The 19,309-nt window shown below is 53.6% G+C and carries 17 protein-coding genes; 11 read left to right on the top strand and 6 right to left on the bottom strand.

Annotation, left to right across the window (positions count from 1 at the left end; translation table 11 throughout):
• Positions 1-243: 243 nt before the first annotated feature.
• Positions 244-1,347 carry an IS200/IS605 family element RNA-guided endonuclease TnpB gene (gene tnpB, locus P156_RS0103705; RefSeq protein ID WP_034802178.1) on the bottom strand — a complete coding sequence of 368 codons (1,104 nt, stop codon included), beginning with the start codon at positions 1,345-1,347 and terminating at the stop codon, positions 244-246.
• Between the two features lie 531 nt (positions 1,348-1,878).
• Here tnpB and P156_RS0103700 point away from each other — a divergent pair.
• Genes P156_RS0103700 through P156_RS11435 form a run of 7 tightly spaced genes read left to right on the top strand, consistent with a single transcriptional unit; the run spans position 1,879 to position 7,343 of the window.
• The gene (locus P156_RS0103700; protein WP_027868978.1) at positions 1,879-2,385 is read left to right on the top strand and encodes a hypothetical protein; all 507 of its coding nucleotides are present in this window, start codon (positions 1,879-1,881) and stop codon (positions 2,383-2,385) included.
• 59 nt (positions 2,386-2,444) lie between these two features.
• Positions 2,445-3,539, top strand: a complete 1,095-nt coding sequence (locus P156_RS0103695) for an alanine/ornithine racemase family PLP-dependent enzyme (RefSeq protein WP_027868977.1) — start codon at positions 2,445-2,447, stop codon at positions 3,537-3,539.
• Positions 3,539-4,534 (top strand): lysine exporter LysO family protein, encoded by a 996-nt coding sequence (locus P156_RS0103690; RefSeq protein ID WP_027868976.1) that lies wholly within the window; start codon positions 3,539-3,541, stop codon positions 4,532-4,534. The genes P156_RS0103695 and P156_RS0103690 overlap by 1 nt, the downstream gene beginning before the upstream one ends.
• Positions 4,535-4,567: 33 nt before the next feature.
• On the top strand, positions 4,568-5,386 hold the full coding sequence (locus P156_RS0103685; protein WP_027868975.1) for a MoxR family ATPase: 819 nt from the start codon (positions 4,568-4,570) through the stop codon (positions 5,384-5,386).
• A 2-nt stretch (positions 5,387-5,388) separates the two neighbouring features.
• Positions 5,389-6,579 carry a VWA domain-containing protein gene (locus P156_RS0103680; protein WP_027868974.1) on the top strand — a complete coding sequence of 397 codons (1,191 nt, stop codon included), beginning with the start codon at positions 5,389-5,391 and terminating at the stop codon, positions 6,577-6,579.
• Between the two features lie 11 nt (positions 6,580-6,590).
• Positions 6,591-7,058 (top strand): ribonuclease domain-containing protein, encoded by a 468-nt coding sequence (locus tag P156_RS0103675; RefSeq protein WP_027868973.1) that lies wholly within the window; start codon positions 6,591-6,593, stop codon positions 7,056-7,058.
• A gap of 12 nt (positions 7,059-7,070) precedes the next feature.
• Positions 7,071-7,343 carry a barstar family protein gene (locus P156_RS11435; protein WP_034802174.1) on the top strand — a complete coding sequence of 91 codons (273 nt, stop codon included), beginning with the start codon at positions 7,071-7,073 and terminating at the stop codon, positions 7,341-7,343.
• A gap of 92 nt (positions 7,344-7,435) precedes the next feature.
• Here the strand turns inward: P156_RS11435 and P156_RS0103665 are convergent, their stop codons facing one another.
• From P156_RS0103665 to P156_RS0103655, 3 genes are all read right to left on the bottom strand, one after another.
• A complete protein-coding gene (locus P156_RS0103665; RefSeq protein WP_027868972.1) occupies positions 7,436-8,017 on the bottom strand; it encodes a PIN domain-containing protein in 582 nt (193 codons plus the stop codon).
• 70 nt (positions 8,018-8,087) lie between these two features.
• On the bottom strand, positions 8,088-8,738 hold the full coding sequence (gene lexA, locus P156_RS0103660) for a transcriptional repressor LexA (protein WP_027868971.1): 651 nt from the start codon (positions 8,736-8,738) through the stop codon (positions 8,088-8,090).
• Positions 8,739-8,900: 162 nt separating this feature from the next.
• On the bottom strand, positions 8,901-10,226 hold the full coding sequence (locus P156_RS0103655; RefSeq protein ID WP_034802171.1) for a Na+/H+ antiporter NhaC family protein: 1,326 nt from the start codon (positions 10,224-10,226) through the stop codon (positions 8,901-8,903).
• A gap of 148 nt (positions 10,227-10,374) precedes the next feature.
• Here P156_RS0103655 and P156_RS0103650 point away from each other — a divergent pair, with 148 nt between their 5' ends.
• A complete protein-coding gene (locus P156_RS0103650; RefSeq protein ID WP_034802168.1) occupies positions 10,375-11,709 on the top strand; it encodes a Na+/H+ antiporter NhaC family protein in 1,335 nt (444 codons plus the stop codon).
• Positions 11,710-11,725: 16 nt separating this feature from the next.
• Here P156_RS0103650 and P156_RS0103645 read toward each other — a convergent pair whose 3' ends face one another.
• Positions 11,726-12,403: an N-acetylmuramoyl-L-alanine amidase gene (locus P156_RS0103645; protein ID WP_185752135.1), complete on the bottom strand. Its 678-nt coding sequence runs from the start codon at positions 12,401-12,403 to the stop codon at positions 11,726-11,728.
• A gap of 325 nt (positions 12,404-12,728) precedes the next feature.
• Complete coding sequence (gene uraA, locus P156_RS0103640; protein ID WP_027868967.1) at positions 12,729-14,003, bottom strand: uracil permease; 1,275 nt, start codon at positions 14,001-14,003, stop codon at positions 12,729-12,731.
• Between the two features lie 316 nt (positions 14,004-14,319).
• Between uraA and P156_RS0103635 the strand changes: the two genes are divergently transcribed.
• From P156_RS0103635 to P156_RS0103625, 3 genes are all read left to right on the top strand, one after another.
• Complete coding sequence (locus P156_RS0103635) at positions 14,320-15,462, top strand: N-acetylmuramoyl-L-alanine amidase (RefSeq protein ID WP_185752134.1); 1,143 nt, start codon at positions 14,320-14,322, stop codon at positions 15,460-15,462.
• A 166-nt stretch (positions 15,463-15,628) separates the two neighbouring features.
• Positions 15,629-16,693 carry a tRNA 2-thiouridine(34) synthase MnmA gene (mnmA, locus tag P156_RS0103630; protein ID WP_027868965.1) on the top strand — a complete coding sequence of 355 codons (1,065 nt, stop codon included), beginning with the start codon at positions 15,629-15,631 and terminating at the stop codon, positions 16,691-16,693.
• 10 nt (positions 16,694-16,703) lie between these two features.
• Positions 16,704-19,298 (top strand): translation factor GTPase family protein, encoded by a 2,595-nt coding sequence (locus P156_RS0103625; RefSeq protein WP_027868964.1) that lies wholly within the window; start codon positions 16,704-16,706, stop codon positions 19,296-19,298.
• Positions 19,299-19,309 lie beyond the last annotated feature (11 nt).

Genomic DNA, 19,309 nt, shown 5'->3' with positions numbered 1-19,309 from the left:
TCATAATACGGTTGATTTGCCCCCCCGTATGAACCCTGTGAGTTCCGTTCAGCATTTTTGCATTCTATCTTTCCTTTGCTTTGCTTTGAACGCTCCCACCACTTAATACACTGACGCGTATTTGAAGTGGGGGATTCCTGCTTCATCGAGAACTGCAGGTTCCCTTGGGAACTCCGTCTTACACTCTCTCCACAGGCGTTACTTCCCGTGCGACCCACGGTACGATATTTCGTCCCAGAGGCTCTATGCCGCCAGGATCTCCTTCCCTTTCTTCAGTATATTGATCGCTGCATTCACATCTCTGTCATGCAGCGCTCCACACACCGGGCACTTCCATCTCCTGACCGAAAGATCCTTGACCCCCGTGTTTCTCTTTCCACAGCACGAACATTGCTGGCTTGACGGGAATGTCCGCGGTACATTCACCAGTACCCCGCCATGATCTGCCAGCTTGTATTCCAGCATCCGGTAGAACTCCCCCCACGACGCGTCTCCGATGGACCTGGCGAGCCTGTGGTTTTTCATCATCCCTTTTACATTCAGATCCTCTACGCAGACGACTTGGTTCTCGTTCGCCAGCCGACAGGTCTCCTTATGCAAATAGTCTCTTCTGATGTCTGCTACCTTCTCCTGTTCTCTCGCAAGTTTCTTCCTTGCCTTCTCCCGGTTCTTCGATCCTCTCTTCTTTCTCGACAGCTTCTTCGCAAGTCTTGCGATCTTCTTCTCGTGCTTCTTCTGTGTCCTTGGGTTCGGAACGCTCTTCCCGGATGAATCAGTATACAGGACCGTCAGCCCAGCATCCAGCCCCGTTTCTCCTCCTTTGTTCGGAAGCACTTCTGCCTCCTCCTCTACCTGCAGCGTGATGTAATACCTCCCGCTGGCTGTCATGGATACCGTGGCCGACAGGATCCTTCCGTCAAAGACTCTAGTATTTCGGATCTTAACTTCTCCCGCTTTCGGTACCCGGATCCGGTCTCCTCCGATCCGGATGCTGCCATTTACATTCATCGTTCGGTAACTCTGAGCATGCCGTTTGCTTTTGAACTTCGGATACCCTCCTCGCTTCTGAAAGAAGTTCTCATATGCTTGTTCCAGGTGTCTCAGGGCTTGCTGCAGCGCGATGCTGTCAGCTTCTTTCAGCCATGGTGCCTCCTTTTTCAGGTGATGGGACAGATCTCTGCTTTCTTCTGTGTATTTCAGCGTGTCATGACACTCCTCCCAAAGCGTTTTCTTCTGTTCAAGATAGTAGTTATATACAAAACGACAGGCCCCAAAGGTCCGTGCGAAGAACGCCTGCTGTTTCCGGTCTGGATATGCGCGATACCGGTATCCTCTGATACGCTTCATGATACACCTCCGAACGTATGTTCTTATTGTATCATATGTCATCCTTTTATGCAATATCGAAACAAGAAGTTCCTGGCATTTTACTCAGAAATGGCTCTCCTGCAGAGCGACACTCGAGGGTATAGCCGTATAGCATTCTTTGGCCCATACCGAACGATTCATCCCTCCACTTGCAGAAGTGGGGGTTTTCTCGTTAAGCTTTGAGATAAAAAAATGACAGAGATTCCTGTTTTTCTCGGGAATTTGCAACCACTCATGCGCTCCTTTCTGGGATACAGGTGCATCAGGGGGCTGAAAAAACATACACTTTTATGTATGGCTTGGAAAAGTGGGTATTTCATCACTAAATCGCGCAAAATATCCATGACGCCCTCACGCGCCATCTACGACCCGTCCATGCGCACCCACGACCCATCCACGACCCACATCCGCAACTGCACAGGAAGAAAAACATCCGGAAATGGAGGAGAATATGGCGCAGAAACGCGAATTGTGGTAGAATTACTCTGTATTAAATTTAGGAGGGAAACGATGACAAGAAGGAAAACGATCCGAGGAAGATATATTGGAGTTTTGGTGATGCTTGTAGCGATGTTGCTTATGACAGCCTGCAGCGGTGTTGCATACACCAGAGAAGGGGCCGTTACCCTAAGGGATGGGGAGAACAGCAGTCATCCTGTGCAGATCGCGGAGATCCACAAGGCCAAAAAGTCCACCACTGTATATATTCGAGGGACTTCTGGCTTTAGCGTATGCGATTATAAAATGGGAAAGCACGGGTATGCTTGGAAGATCCATATCGGGCTCGACATGGTGGATGCGTCCGGAAACAGAGTGGAGGCCGACGATGTTAACCCCTACATGACCGGAAAGGGTAGTGGCAACGCAGTGAGCTTCAAGTTCAAAGGGAAGAATGAGTATACCGCTTTGCGGATTTATTTGGACGGGTATCAGGAGGAAGGTGTTGAAGTGCCCATTGATGAGCTGGAACTGCCGGACGAACTGAAAATGTCCAAGATTGTGGGCAAGTTGGAATAGGGGTACCTATGAGAATAAACGTAACATGAAGGCTAAGACTATAACAAAGGAGTAACAAGATGGTGAACCAAGTCTATCCGAAACTGGAAGTCAACCTGAGCTATTTGAGAGAAAACGCCCAGAACGTGATCAGTCGCTGTGCGGAGAAGGGGATCGATGTAGCAGGTGTCGTGAAGGGCACCACAGGATTTCCCCGCTGTGCGGAACAGTTCGTTGCAGCGGGTGCCAAGTGGATCGCCAGCTCCCGGCTGGAGCAGATCGAGGATCTGATCAATGCGGGAATCACACTGCCGACATTGATGCTCCGCGTGTCTATGCTCAGCGAGGTGCCTGAGGTGATCCGGCTTTGTGATTGGAGTCTGCAGAGTGAGATGACCGTAATCCAGGCACTGAATGAAGAAGCCGGAAAGCAAGGGAAGACCCATCACATCATCCTGATGGCGGACATGGGTGATCTGCGGGAAGGCTTCTGGGACAAGGACGAGATGATCCGCGCTGCGATGACCATCGACAAGGAAATGGAGTACATCGATCTGGCGGGCATTGGTACCAATGTTGGGTGCTACGGCTCGATTCTCCCTACCGTGGAGAAACTGGAGGAACTGGTGGCATTGGCAGAGCGTATGGAAGAAGCGCTGGGAAGGAAACTGGACTACATCTCTGGCGGCGCTACCAGCACGGTCATGCGGGTGCTGGATGGCAATGTGCCGGAGCGGATCAACCACCTGCGCATCGGTGAGGCGATCCTGTTGTCGGTGGATCTGCCTCTCTATTATGGTTATGACATGCCTTACATGCACCGGGATGTCTACACACTGAAGGCAGAGGTGCTGGAGGTGAAGGACAAGCCCAGCCACCCGGTGGGAGAGATCGGTGTAGACGCGTTTGGTCAGAAGCAGGTATATGAGGATCGTGGAATCCGAAAGCGTGCATTGCTGGGCTTCGGCAAAGTGGACTACGGCAGCATCGAGGAGATCTTCCCGAGAGACAAGGGGGTCGAGGTTTTGGGTGCGTCCAGTGACCATACCATCCTGGACGTGGAAGATGCAGAGAGGGAGTACAAGCCAGGTGATGTCATCGCTTTCGACATCAACTACGCCTCTCTGGTATATGTAACCAATTGCCGGAATGTGAATGTAGAGTTTATCGACTAATGAAATACGTGCTGCTTTTCTGGGGCCTGATGGCGATCGCCTATTACGTGGCCACGAAAACAAAAAAATATTACGACGGAACAGCATTGGCAGAAAAACTTTTGGTGGCCGTGGTGGTGGTCCTGGTGTTTATCATGGGGATGCGCATGGGATCGGATCAGCAAGTCGTCGACAGTATCGGAGATATCGGAGTGCTCTCTGTGCTCATAAGCGTTGTCTTGTGGGTCGGAACATTTTTGGCCATCTGGATCACCCGAAAGGTGATCCGCATGGACCGGTACGGCCAACGGCTGAATGCTACGCCAGTCATGGAAGTGGCAGGCGACGAGATATCGGAAACGGCGGAATCGCCGGCAGAGGGATCGACCGATCTCATGACGGTCCTGATCCTGGCAGGGACGCTGGTGGGTGTTCTCATCGGTTGCTTCTATATCCGTACGCATTTTACCGTAGCAGAACTGGACCTGTTCGACGGGATATCCTCCGATGCAATGATGGGAGTGCTCTGTCTGCTGGTACTGGTGATCGGCTATGGGGTTGGATTGGAAGGAAAGATATTCCGTGAGTTTCGGAAAGCAGGATTGGGAATCCTGCTTTTTCCGGCAGTGATCATCGCGGCTACAGGTATTCTGGCCCTTGGGATGGGGCTGGCGCTCCCTCAGATCACGGTGAGGGAGTCTCTGGCTATCAGCTTCGGGTATGGCTGGTACAGCTTTGCACCGGGGATCATCACGGCGGCGGGGCACAGCGTGGCGGGTGCCATCTCCTTTCTTCACAACGTGATCAGGGAACTGGTAGGGATCGTCATCATGCCTATGGTGGCCAGGAAGATCGGATACATCGAGTGTGTCAGCGTACCGGGGATCGCCTGCATGGATGTGGGACTTCCCATCATAGTGAAATCCACACGCACCGAGATGATCGTCTACGCGTTTGCGGTAGGCCTTGTGGAGGAGCTGGTGACCACGGTGGTGATCCCCATGGTGATCGCCTGACCGTCAAGGCTTTGTGTAAAAGAAAGGACATACATGAGAAAATTCAAAGGCAGTGCGGGCTACGTAGCCTCTGACGAACTGAAGAACGCTGTGAATGTGGCCATGGCGCTGGAGAAACCGCTGCTGATCAAGGGAGAGCCGGGCACCGGAAAGACCATGCTTGCACAGTCTATTGCGCAGTCGCTGGATATGCCACTGATAGTCTGGGGAATCAAGTCCACTACCAAGGCCCAGGAGGGGCTTTATGTGTATGATACCGTCCAGCGCCTCTATGACAGTCAGTTCGGAGAGGGCGACGTGTCGGATATCAAGCGTTACATCAAGCTAGGAAAACTGGGCGAGGCGTTCACTTCGCAGGAGCAGGTGGTGCTCCTCATCGATGAGATCGACAAAGCCGATCTGGAATTCCCTAACGATCTTCTGTGGGAACTTGACCGGATGGAGTTCTACATCAATGAGACCAGAGAGACGATCCGCACCATTCACCGGCCGGTGGTGATCATCACTTCCAATGCGGAGAAGGAACTGCCGGATGCGTTCTTGCGCCGGTGCATTTTCCACTATATCGAGTTCCCCAGCGAGGACAAGATGCGGGAGATCATCCGGGTGCATTACGGAGATGTGGACAAGAAACTTGTCAAGAACGCTATGAAAGCCTTCTACGATATACGGGAGATGCGGGACATTCAGAAAAAGCCCAGCACCTCGGAACTTCTGGACTGGATTCAGGCGCTGCAGATCGCCGGTTGTGACGCGAGCAGCATCGCTGAGGAGGTGCCGTACATCGGTGTGCTTCTAAAAAAGAACCAGGATATCGACACTGTGAGCGCGGACCGGCGTTACAGGAGATAGCCATGTTTATCAATTTCTTCCATATGCTTAGGCTGCATGGGTTGGACGTGTCGTTGGACGAATGGCTGACGTTGATGGAAGCCTTGGACCAGGGCATGGCAGAGAACTCACTGATGGAGTTTTACTATCTCTGCCGGAATATCCTGATCAAGTCTGAGACGGAATACGACAAATTCGATCAGGCATTTGCAGCTTTCTTTCAGGGGATCGAGTCGGTGGATGACATCCCGGAAGAACTTTGGAACTGGCTGTCGGAAGGGGAGCGGGAGCGTCTTCTCGAGGATATGCCGGACTGGGCGAAGGCATACGATCTGGATACGCTTCGCCAGATGTTCCGGGAGCGTCTGGCAGAACAGACAGAGAAGCACGATGGCGGCAACTACTGGGTGGGTACGGGAGGAACCTCGCCCTTTGGCCACGGTGGATACAACCCGGCAGGTGTACGGGTTGGCGGATACAGCCGGCATCAGAGCGCGATTCAGGTGGCAGGGGAGAGGAACTTTCGTGATTTCCGGCAGGACAACGAGCTGGACACCCGTCAATTCCAGATGGCGTTTCGAAAGCTTCGTCAGTTCTCCACCCGCGTGGATACGGCGAAAACAGAGCTGGACATCGACCAGACCATCGATGCGACCTGTGAGAACGCAGGGATGTTGAAACTGGTCTACGAGAAGCCCCGGAAGAACACGGTGAAGCTCCTCCTTCTGATGGATTCTGACGGATCCATGAGAAGTTACAGCAAGCTCTGCAGCCAACTGTTTCAGGCGGTGCATCAGAGCACCCATCTGAAGGATCTGAAGTCTTACTATTTTCACAACTGCATCTATGACTTTCTCTATACAGATCCTTATATCGTAGACGGTCGGTGGATTGAGACCAACTGGGTGTTCCAGAACCTGGACGCTGACTACAAGGTCATCATCGTGGGAGATGCGGCCATGTCCCACTACGAGTTGATGGCAAGAGGCGGGAACCTCAACTGGTATGCGTGGAATCAGGATCCGGGTATCCAGTGGCTGGAGCGGTTTGCACGTCACTACCGGAAGGTGATCTGGCTGAATCCGATCAAGGAAGCACGCTGGGACAGGGCATGGGGATCTTACACCATCGCCATGATCCGAAACGTGTTTCCCATGTACGAGTTGACACTGAACGGTATCGATCAGGGGATCCAGAAGCTTCTGTCTAACTGAAAGGAAATGCCATGAAAAAGAAAAAAGGACTTCTTCTTCTCCTTCTCATAAGCCTTGCACTCACTATGTCGGCCTGCTTGTTCCATGGGGCAGTGAGTACCCCGGACAGCGACCCGGGCAATAAAACGGCAGTGGAGGATACGACCTCTTCCGAGGTCACAGAGGAGGGGGCGTACACCACCAAAGACGAGGTGGCGATATATATCCATACGTACCACAAGCTTCCCCACAACTACATCACTCAGAACGAGGCGATGGATCGGGGCTGGAAACGATCGGAGTGTCCCGCAGACTACGGTTTCATGATCGGTGGCCGAAGGTTTGGTAACCGGGAGGGGCACCTGCCAAAGAACCGGTATTATGAATGTGATGTGGATTACGATGGCCACGCCAGAGGCGTCAAGCGCCTGGTCTACACAGAGAATGGAATCGTCTACTATACAGGCGATCACTATAACAGTTTTGAACAGCTTTACTGAGGAGAGTGACAAATGGAAGAGATACTGATCATCAGGGAAGAGGATTTCTGGGAGAAGGAAGAAGCTCTGCAGCACATCGCGGAGGCGCTGTTCTTTCCGGCAGATTACGGAATGAACCTTGACGCTCTGTATGACTGTCTTTGTGATCTGGGTGAGGACACAAATCTCGCTCTGGTGCCGGCTGAGCCTACCGAAGACTGGTTCGAAGATCTCATGGATACAGTTGTGGATGCGTCCACAGAAAACGAACATATACACCTGTTTCAGAAGTGGGACCGCGACTGATGAACAAAGCCAACCGTTTGTTGGTAACAGATTTCAAAAGGGCTGTCTCAGACGGTATATATCGCCGTTTGAGACAGCCCTTTGGTTTGGCATTACTTGCCCTTCTTGTCCTTCAGAAGGGGCTTGATCAGCTTGTAGTACTCGCTGGAACGCTGATTGTCCTGGCTCGGGAACTCTCGCATCAGGGCGTTGTTGATGCCCTGTTTGGTCTTGTATTTGAGGATGATGGCCGCGATCTTGCGGGCCACCTCCTGGTCGTGGATCACGTCAAATACCTGGTGCTGGAGCTGATTCTTCAGTTCCTCAGCGCGTCGGCCGCTGAGATCCTGCACCAACTCCACCGAAACACTGCGCTCCTTCCAGAAACGGCAGACACTGCCGAAACCCTTATCCTGGCTTACAATATAGAAGTACTGCCGGTGGCCGAGGCCCTTGCAGATCAGATAACCAAGCCAGGTGGAGAGTTGGAAGTCCAGTGCGTTTCGGCTGCCTACACCCACGTCCACGAAATGGAAGTGTGCCTTGGCGGCGCTGATGCGGTCGTGCATCTTGAATGTCAGGGTGTTGGCGTTTTCACTGTAGAACAGGTAGACCGTATCCTCTGCGGTCAGTTCCTCGATTCCTTCCAGGCCGGCGCCCTTGGTGTTCTCATAGTCGATCAGATATGTGCTCATAGAATTATTACCTCATAAGAATAGAAAGTGGGCGCCCGGCGTTCTGCGGGCGCCCTACAATATGCTCGTGTCAGCTGAAATAACGGAATACGCCTTTCACCTTGCCCTGGATGCTCACATCACGGACGATGATAGGGCTCATGGTGTCATTCTCCGGCTGAAGGCGTATATGATCCTTCTCTCTGTAGAAGGTCTTCACCGTGGCCTCGCTCTCAAATCCGTCGATCATGGCCACCACGATGTCACCGTTGCTGGCGGTGTTCTGCTGCTCAACCAGGATCAGATCTCCGTCCATGATGCCAACGTTGATCATGGATTCTCCCTTGACCCGGAGCATGAAGCAGTTGCCGGCGGCATACTGAGCGGGAATAGGGAAGGTGCCCTCCAGATTCTCCTCGGCGGTGATGGGGGAGCCTGCGGCTACACGACCCACCAGGGGAACATCCACGATATCCTCCCGCTCTGCCGGGGGAAGCGAGGCATCCGCGGTCTCCGGCTCATCTCCCTCCTGAGGTACCAGCATCAGCGCCCGTGGTTTGGCCGGGTCCTTCTTCAGATACCCGTCTCGGACCAGATTGGCAATGGCCTTGTGAGCGGTGGAGGTGGACTTGATGTCCAGAGCGTTGCAGATCTCCCGGACAGTAGGGGGATAGCCCTTGGTCTTGATTTCGGATTTCATAAAAGCAAGGATCTTCTGTTCTCTTTCCTTGGTGGATTTCATGATTACCTCCCAAATGTTCTGTCTTCACATCTGTTGCGGCCTCTGACATCCCCTGAACCGCAACAAAACAGGTGCTTCTTACACGGTCTGATTATATCATATCAGAAACGGAAAGTAAACACCTGTTCGGAAAAATATCGTATATTTAGAGGGTCTGCGAGATCAAGCCTTTTCGCTACCTTTGTCCAGGAAGATAGCGACCAGGACACAGAGCAGCAGAAGGAACTGATAATACAGGAACGGCATGATGGCAACGCTGGTGATCCCCGCCAGGCTGGCAGCGATCAGGAGCTGCGCACCATAGGGGATCAGTCCCTGGAATACACAGGAGAAGGTGTCCATCAGAGAAGCGGTCCGCTTGGGTTCGATTCCAAATTCCTCCGCGATGTCCTTGGCGATAGGCGCAGACATAACGATGGCTACGGTGTTGTTGGCGGTGGCGATGTCCATCAGACCAGTCAGCAGGCCGATGCCCAGCATACCGCCCTTGCGGCTGTTAAAGGCTTTCTTGATGGTCTGCAGGATGAACTCAAACCCGCCGTATTCCTTCATGAGGGCGCCCATGGAGGCCACCAGGATGGTGACGATCATGGTCTCGAACATGCCGCTGGTACCTGCGCCCATTGCACTGAAGGCAGAAGGCACGGTAAGAGTACCGGTGGCCAGCCCTGCGATGAAGCTGAGAATGGTGCCGCAACCAAGTACGATGAACACGTTGATGCCGCACAGGGAGGCAATGAGTACCGCGAAGTAGGGCAGTGCCTGGATCACGTTGTAGTCAAAGTGTTCGATGGCAGCCGGTTCTGCGGACAAAGCCTTCACGATCAGGATCCCCAGGGTGATGGCGGCAGCAGGCAGGGCGATCTTGAAGTTCACCCGGAACTTGTCCTTCATCTCACAGCCCTGGGTCTTGGTGGCAGCGATGGTGGTGTCGGAAATAAAAGAAAGATTATCCCCGAACATAGCGCCGCCGACCACTGTGGCCACGCAGAAGGGCAGGTTCAGATGGGCGCTGCTCGCCACGGCAGCCGCGATCGGGACCAGTACCGAGATGGTGCCCACGCTGGTTCCCATGGCCATGGAGATCAGGCAGGCGATGAGGAACAGGCAGGGGATGGCGAAGTTCGCCGGAATGACGTCCAGAAGCATGTAGGCGGTAGAATCCGCACCACCGGATGCCTTGGCGACACCGCTGAACATGCCGGCCATCAGGAAGATGAACAGCATGATGGTGATGTTGTCGTCGCCGATGCCCTTGGCGCAGGCGTGGATCTTCTGATCAAAACTGAGCTCTCTGTTCTGCAGAAAGGCCACGATCAGGGCGATCACGAAGGATACCACGACACTCATGATGTAGAATCCCATCATCTTGTTACCATCATCATCCATCTGCGGGCTGATGTATTCGTAATAAATGCCGCTGCCCAGATACAGGATCAAAAAGATAAGGATCGGGAGCAGGGCCTTGGCTCTTGGTGTTTTGTTCATAGCAACTCCTCCATAATACAAAAATGCTATCGATAATTATAGCACAGAAACAACGCCAAGAGCAAGAGGATAAAGGGAAAGTTGGATTTACAAAAGAAAAAGGAAATGCTATACTGATAAACGGTATCATGACTGTTGAGAGGTGAGTATGGATTTACTGATTGCTTTTTTGTTATTTTTGGCGGTAATGATCGCCGCCATCCTCAAGGGCTTCACTATGACCATCGCGCTCCTGGTAGGTCTTGTGGGGTTTACGCTGGTAGGTATGCGCCGCGGATACTCACTGAAGGAGCTGTGTCGGATGGGCTCGGTAGGGGCGAAGGACTCCATCATCGTCATCGAGGTCATGGCGATCATCGGCCTTATCACCGCCGTCTGGCGTGTGTCCGGCACCATCACCATCTTCATATATTATGGTATCAAGTTCATCACGCCGTCCCTGTTTCTTCTGATCGCCTTTCTGTTGAGCTGTCTGCTCAGTTACGCCATCGGCACCTCCTTCGGTGTGGCCGGTACAGTAGGCGTCATCTTCATGGCGCTTGCCCGAAGCGGGGGCGTGGATCCGATCCTGACTGCAGGGGTGCTGATGTCAGGAGTGTACTTTGGGGACCGGGGTTCTCCGATCTCCTCCAGTGCCAATATGGTGGCAGGGATCACCGGCACCAGGATCTTTGATAACGTGAAGATCATGATGAAGACAGGGCTGGTTCCACTGCTCCTCTGTACCGTGGTCTATGCCATTCTGTCATTTAGCCATCCCATCAGCCATGTGGATCCGGAACTGGTGAGGACGTTTGAGGAGACCTTCCATCTCTCTCTGTGGGCGTTTCTGCCGGCAGTGATGCTGCTCATCCTTCCTTTGTTCCATGTAGACGTCATGATCTGCATGGGGCTGAGCGTGGTCAGCGGGATCGGGGTGGCGGTCCTTGTCCAGAAGATGCCTCTCATGGAAGTGCTGAAGGTCTGCCTGATGGGGTATCATCCCACTTCGGCGGGACTGGCAGCCATTCTGGCCGGGGGCGGTCTGATCTCTATGGTGGAGATCATCATCATCCTTCTGATCTCTTGCACCTACTCGGGGATCTTCAATGGAACGGGGATGCTGCTCTCTTTGCAGAACAGATTGGACAAAGCCTGCAGCCGCATAGGCAGATTCGCTGTCATGGTGATCATCAGCCTGGTGTCCGCAGCCATGTTCTGCAACCAGACCATCGCCACACTGATGTGCAACGATCTGATGGAAAGATCCTACGAGAAAGACGGAGGGAGCAAGGAGGAGTTGGCCATAGATATGGAGAACTCGGTGATCCTCATTGCATGCTTTGTGCCCTGGGCCATCGGATGCACGGTGCCGCTGTCTTTCTTCAACGTGGATGCACGGTGCATGGTCTTTGCTTTCTTTATGTATGTTACGCCGATCTGGTATCTGTTTGCCAAGAGGAGATGGTACCCGGACGGCAAGAAAAAAACGCTGCCAGCGTAATGTTGGCAGCGTTTTGCTATTTCCTGATGTAAAGCTTGGTGTAAGTCGTGTCGATGGCTTCTGCAGTAGCACTGGCATAGGATTCCTTGTGCTTGTCGAAGAACTTGTTGTCCTCCCGGTCGTTGATATAACCATACATGATCAGCACAGAGGGCATGTTGGAATACTTGTTCTCCGGGTAATCCTCCTTGGGACTCTGGTCGGTGCCCCGATGCACGCCGTTGTTGAAGGAGATCCCCTCCTGCTGAAGTGCCTTCAGGATCCGCTTGCCGAGCTTGCGATCCCGCTTGCGGTTCTCTGTAGAAATATATGCGTCAAAGCCCTGACCGTTCGGCCCCTTGCTTCTGTGGAGGGAGACCATGATCCCGGCGCTGACCTCGTTGGCGAGTCGGGCACGTTCCTTTCCGGAAAGGGAAGTGTCCCTGGTCCTGGACATCACGACCTTGTAGCCTCTGTTCTCCAACTCCTGCCGGACCAGAAGTCCAAGTGCCAGCGTGTCGTACTTCTCCGCGCGGCGCTTGTGGGTGTACCCGGCATCGTAGCCGCCGTGCCCCGGATCCAGGAAGATGATTCCCTTCACGTCCTCACTGGTGGGGTAGAGGTCGGCTGCCAGGGTGTCCGTCATGAAGAACTGCTGGATGCAGGTGGCGACACCGAACACGAGCAGGCACAAAACAAATAAAAGAATGCCCACACGCGTGGTGACACGCCGAATCATACGCTGTTTTCGCTTGCGTCTGCGGATGATGTCGGCAATTTGGGCATCGCTTAACTCAGTTGTGTATTCTCTTGCACGCATCTCTAACTCCGATTCCTGGCGATCCCTCGCCAAATACCCCTCATGAAGTCGGAAGACCCGACCGATCCCTCTCAGGCTGACCTTAAATATTCCCCTGATTATAGTCAACCTATGTTAATTATATCTTAGAATCGGCGCCGCGTCAATCGTTTAATGCGTGCCTGGAAGGGGAGTTCAATATGAAAACAGGTCCCTGTTGAAAGGGACCTGCAGGATTCCGTTATTCCTCTTCGTAATCGTTGGTGAGCTTTGCTTTGTCCAAGATGTAGAAGGCAAGCCCCAGCACGATACCGACGATGGTGGCCAGGCACATACCCTTCAGTTCTACATTGCCGATCTTGATGAAGGCGCCGGAGAGGCCGGTGATAAAGACCACAGAGGTCAGGGCCAGGTTCCGTGGCCGGGAGTAGTCGATCCTGGAGTCCACCATCAGGCGTATGCCGGAGGCAGCGATCATACCGTAAAGCAGGAAGCTGACGCCGCCCATGACAGGTGCGGGGATGGTCTGGATCAGTCCGGATGCCTTGCCGATGAAGGACAGGAAGATGGAGAACACAGCTGCGCCACCGATGACCCATACGGAATAGACCTTGGTGATGGCCATGACGCCGATGTTCTCGCCGTAGGTCGTTGTCGGAACGGATCCACATAGCCCGGAGAGGGTGGTGGAAATGCCGTCGGACAGCAGGGTGCGGTGAAGTCCCGGATCCTTCAGGAGGTCGCGTCCCACGATCTCCGAGGTGACCACCTGGTGCCCGATGTGTTCACTGATGACCACCAGTGAAGCCGGTACGATGATCAGGATCGCATCCAGACTGAACTTGGGGGCGCAGAAGTTGGGAAGCGCGAACAGAGATGCTTCGGTGACCTTGCTGAAGTCCACGATGCCCATGAACAGTGCAACCACATAGCCCACGATGATGGCGATCAGGATGGCGATGGCGGCAGCAAAACCTCTGAACAGAATCTGTCCTAACACGGCCATGACCAGGGTGATCAGGAAGACGATGACGAACTTGGGGTCGATCTTGGTGTAGGTGTCGCTCAGGACGATCCCGCCGTTCTGGGCGGCACTGCCAGCCAGTTCCAGGCCGATCAGCGCTACGATCGGTCCCATGGCGGCGGGGGGCAGGAGCAGATCGATCCACTCAATACCCACAAAGTATATCAGGACCGCCACTGCGCTGAAGATCAGGCCGGTAATCACAAATCCGCCCAGAGCGTATTCATACCCCATCTTGTCAATGACAAGGAGGGCTGGCGCGATGAATGCGAAACTGGACCCCAGGTAGGCAGGGGAGGTCCCCTTGGTGACCAGGATGAAGATCAGCGTGCCGATGCCGTTCATCAGAAGAGCAATGGAAGGGCTGATCCCCAGGATGTAGGGCACCAGTACCGAGGCGCTGAACATAGCGAAGGTGTGCTGGATGCTGAGAGGGATCCCTTTTCCGAGGGGTACCTTCTCGTTGACCTGAATGATTCTGGAATTACTCATGACTATCTCCTTCAGTACTTATACATTATGATGATTGTTTTGATTGCATTCTTTAGTATTATACTACAAAGCCGAAAAATCGCAATGAGAAATCTATTATTCCGGTCTGTAGTTTCTTAAATTTAGATTAAAATATATAAAATCCCTTTTTTTTCAAAAAGTTTTATGCTATAGTAGGCATAAGGTATTGATTATTTGATACGATTTGCACTTTGGCTGAACTATGAACTACAGGGGATTTTTTAAAGGAGTTTTTAGTATGAGAAGAGGAAGTGTGCTTACAATCGTAGTTTTTTTGTGCTTTTCTTTAGCCGCTATGCCGATTTTTGCAGCGACCGGCACCACCAAGCCTGCACCGACTGTTGTCAAGAAAGTCGGGAAGGTCAAGAAAGTCAGAGTCGCGGCCAAGTCTTATAATTATATCAAGCTGTCCTGGAAACTTAAGAAGAACGCGACAGGCTATCAGGTCTATCGTTCTGCAGGCAACCAGAATGGGTTCAAGTTGGTGAAGACCATCACCAAGAGAAACAAACACACCTGGAAAAACAAGAAACTTAAGGACAACGCTGTCTACTATTATAAGGTGAAGGCCATCAACTCGGCCAAGTTCTCCGCGGTCGTTTCTGCGAGGACAGACAAGGCGACATTTGAGGAATCGAAGCCTACCGTGAACGTGTCCACCTACAGAGATGGGACCATTATCAGCTGGTCCAGACTGAAGGATGTGGACGGCTACCGGGTGTACAGAGCCTACGAGAACGGGAAATACACCAACATCAAGCAGGTGAACGCAAACACCACTACATACTTTGATAACACGGCTGCATCTGGTCGCAAGTGTTACTACAAGGTACGGGGATACAAGGGGCTGATCTTCAAGGATTTCACCGCCTATTCCACTCGTGAGAGCATTACGACGATCCCCAGAGTATTTCTGGCGTGCGGGCACGGGACCGATATCGTCGGACACTGGGATTCAGGTTGCACCTACAAGAACATGTCAGAGGCGGGCCTGATGCTCCCTATCACCAAGTCCTTCGTCAACTACATGCGGAAATCCGGTGTCTATGTTTACACGGATGCCGACGCCAATAATAACAAGAACATGATCGCTTGTGTCCGTGAGGCAAACAAGCATAAGATCAGCGCGTACATCAGTGTGCACTGTGATTATAAGAAGGCGCCGACAGGTACGCTGCCTTTGTACAAGACCGCCAAAGACAAGGTGCTGGCTACCAAGCTGAACGAAGGCGTACGCTCTCAGGTCAGCATTGCGACCAGAGGACTCAGCAAGAGATCTGATCTCTATGAGTTGAACATGCCTAAGACGACAGCCTGCATCTTCGAGACAGGCAGCATCAAACACGACAATCTCATTTTCCGTCAGAAATACAACCTCTACGGAAGAGGTCTTGCGATGGGACTTTGCAATTACCTGGGTGTTCCCTTCGCCGGATGATTCGATAGCAGAATAGGAGAGCCACAGAAGGCTGCTGCAGAGATGCGGCAGCCTTTTTTCTGAATTGCCTGTGGAGATCATGGCAGACCTGTGAAATAATGTCGACTTGCGGTAGAAAAAAAAATAAGATGATGGTAGAATAAGAAGAACGCTTGGAGGGTATATAATGACAAAGAAAGCATTGATCGCCATGAGTGGCGGGGTGGATTCCAGTGTAGCCGCCTATATCATACGAGAACAGGGCTACGAATGTATGGGGGCGACCATGCGGCTCTTTGATAACGAGGATGCCGGGCTCACCACAGAGAAATCCTGCTGCAGTCTGGACGACAGTCAGGATGCCTGGAGAGTCGCCAGAGACCTGGGGTTTCCCCACTACACGCTGAACTTCAAGGACGTTTTTCGCCGCTGTGTCATCGACCGTTTCGTCCGGGCCTACGAACATGGGGACACACCCAATCCCTGCATCGACTGCAACCGGTTTCTGAAGTTCCAGGCCCTCTACGAACGGGGTCAGGCGCTGGGCTGTCAGTACATCGTCACGGGGCATTATGCCCGGATCGAAGAGGTGGAGGGCCGCTACCGGCTGAAGAAGGCGCTGGATCCCGCCAAGGATCAGAGCTATGTGCTGTACACTCTCACCCAGGCGCAGTTGGCGCACACCCTGTTTCCTCTGGGAGGTCTGCAGAAGTCCGAGGTCAGAAAGATCGCAGAAGAACAGGGTTTTGTGAACGCACAGAAGAAGGAAAGTCAGGACATATGCTTTGTGCCGGATGGGAAATACGCAGAGGCGATCCGCCGTTTCACGGGGAAGGAATACCCTTGCGGACCTTTTGTGGACCGGGAGGGACATGTCCTGGGAGAACACAAGGGCATCATATGCTACACCATCGGTCAGCGGAAGGGATTGGGGCTGGCGCTGCCGGCGCCGGCCTACGTACTGGAGAAGGACGTTGCCGGAAACAGGGTGATCCTGGGTCCCAACGAGGCTCTCTTTGGCAGGGATGTCGTCGCAGGGGATGTGAACTGGATCGCCTGGGACGAGCCGCCGAAGGAATTCCGGGCCTGTGCCCGGATCCGCTACAACCAGAAGGAACAGCCGGCCACGGTATGGCCTACGGAAGAGGGGTTCCGACTACAGTTCGACGAACCGCAGCGGGCGGTGACACCGGGGCAGGCAGTGGTGCTATACGATGGAGAGGACGTGCTGGGAGGCGGCACGATCATATAGGAGTAAAGGGATGAAGAGACTGGCAATCGGGATCCTCGCCCATGTGGATGCAGGTAAGACGACCCTGTCGGAGGCCATGCTGTATCATACAGGTGAGATCAGGCGGATGGGGAGGGTGGACCACGGGGATGCCTTTCTGGACACAGATCAGATTGAGAAGAGCAGAGGGATCACCATCTTTTCCAAGCAGGCCATGCTGGAGTTTCCAGATATGTCAGTGGCGCTGCTGGATACCCCGGGGCACGTGGACTTCTCTGCGGAGATGGAGCGTACGCTGTCCGTGCTGGATTACGCGGTGCTTGTGATCAGCGCCAGCGACGGGGTGCAGAGCCATACAGAGACGCTTTGGAAGCTGCTGCGAAGGTATCAGATCCCGACGTTTCTGTTCGTAAATAAGATGGATCTGGCTATCCATAAGCGAGGGGAGATCCTGAAGAGGATCGAGGCCAGGCTTCCCGGCGGATTCTGCGATTTCGGTGAAACTGATGAAGAATCCTTCTGGGAAGCAGTGAGCCTGCACAGTGAGAGGTTGACTGAACAGCTGCTGGAACGGGGACATCTTTCTGACGAGGACATCGCAGGTGCGGTAGCTGCCCGAGAGGTGGTGCCGGTGTACTTCGGTGCGGCGTTGAAGGATCAGGGCGTTGAGGCTCTTCTGGAGGGGCTGCGGAGATACACAAAGCCTTGCTCCCAGATGCAGGCGTTCGGCGCCAGGGTGTTCAAGATCTCCCGGGATGACCGTGGAGAACGTTTGGTGTTCGTGAAACTCACAGGGGGAACACTGGCAGTGAAAGACGAGATTGGGGAAGAGAAGATCAACCAGATCCGGATCTATTCCGGATTGAAATACAAGACGGTCGAGGAGGCAGAGGCCGGTATGGTCTGCGCGCTCACCGGGCTGACCGCCGTGTCCTGCGGGGACGGGCTGGGTGCAGAGGTGGATGCACCTCCTGAGGTGCTCGAGCCGTACATGACCTACCGTGTGCTTCTTCCGGAGGAGATCGCAGCACACCGGGCGCTGGAGAATTTCCGTCAGCTTTCCGAGGAAGATCCCAAGCTCCATGTCCGTTGGAACGAGGCAGGAGGCTGTATCGAACTGCAGCTGATGGGAAGAGTCCAGCTGGAGATCCTGAGCCGTATCGTGCAGGAACGGTTCGGGTATTCGGTAGCCTTTGGGGAGGGGCGGATCCTGTATAAGGAGACGCTGGATCCTGCGGCTGGAACGGTGGAAGGGATCGGTCATTTTGAACCGCTGAAGCATTATGCGGAGGTGCACCTGCTCCTCACGCCGGGAGAACGGGATTCGGGTCTGGTGTTCTCCACCTGTGTCAGCGAAGACGATCTGGACCGGAACTGGCAGCGACTGATCCTGACCCACCTGGAAGAACGGGAGCACCCAGGTGTTTTGACCGGGGCGCCTATTACAGATATGAAGATTACGCTGGCATCCGGCCGGGCCCACAAGAAACATACCGAAGGCGGAGATTTCCGCCAGGCCACCTATAGAGCGATCCGGTGCGGTCTCATGCGAGGGCAGAATATTCTACTGGAACCCTGGTTCGCTTTCCGGATCGAGGTTCCCTCGGAGCAGGTGGGCCGGGTGATGGCGGATGTCCAGAAAATGAAGGGAACTTTCCAGACTCCGGAGACATTGGGGGAATCCACGTTGCTACTTGGACGGGCACCGGCATCAGAACTGATGGATTACCCGGTTGAGATCGCGTCCTTTACGGGAGGGCGTGGACACATCTCTTTCCAGATGGATGGCTATGACCGCTGTCACAACGAAGAAGAAGTACTGGCAGAAACCGGCTATGATCCTCAGCGGGATATCGAAAACCCGGCGGACTCTGTGTTCTGTGATCACGGAAGTGGAGATCTGGTGAGCTGGAAAGAGATTGAGGAATACATGCATCTGCCCCTTGCGCTTTCAGAGCGGGGCGAATACGATCCTTCTGAGGATTCCAGCCTGAAGAATCGAGCCACCCGTTACGTGGAGGAGATGGTCAGTGATGCAGAGCTCATGAAAATCTTCGAAAGGACCTATGGCCCTGTGCGATCCGGCTTGGAGTCGGGCAGGAAGAAGCGGACCAATCCGGGCCGGCAAGGCTTTGTTCCACCGAGAGACTGGACCGCTCCCAGGCGAAAGAACGCCCCTAAGAGCGGCCGGACTTTTGTACTCATCGACGGATACAATCTGATTCACGCATGGGAAGAGCTGGACGACCTGTCCCAGAGGGATTTTGGGGCAGCCCGGGATAAACTGGTGGACATCCTGTGCAACTATCGGGGGTTCACAGAGTACGAGGTGATCGTAGTGTTCGACGCCTATAAGGTCAAAGGCGGTGTGGGCTCTCAGGAGCGGATCCGAAACGTGGACGTGGTCTACACCCGGGAGGCAGAGACGGCGGACATGTACATAGAAAAGGTGACCCACGAGATCGCCAGGAAGCACGATGTGCGGGTGGTGACCTCCGATGGACTGGAGCAGTTGATCATCCTGGGACACGGGGCGCTGAGAATCTCCTCAAGGGAGTTCATAGAAGAAGTCCACCGCATCGAGGACGCGATCCGAGAATGTGTCAAAAGGGACGGTTCTTTTTGACACATTTTGAC

Source organism: Eubacterium sp. AB3007, from assembly GCF_000688015.1.
GTDB lineage: Bacteria > Bacillota > Clostridia > Peptostreptococcales > Anaerovoracaceae > Aminicella.
The sequence above is the reverse complement of the archived record's forward strand: the minus strand, read 5'-3'. Positions and strand labels throughout refer to the sequence as shown.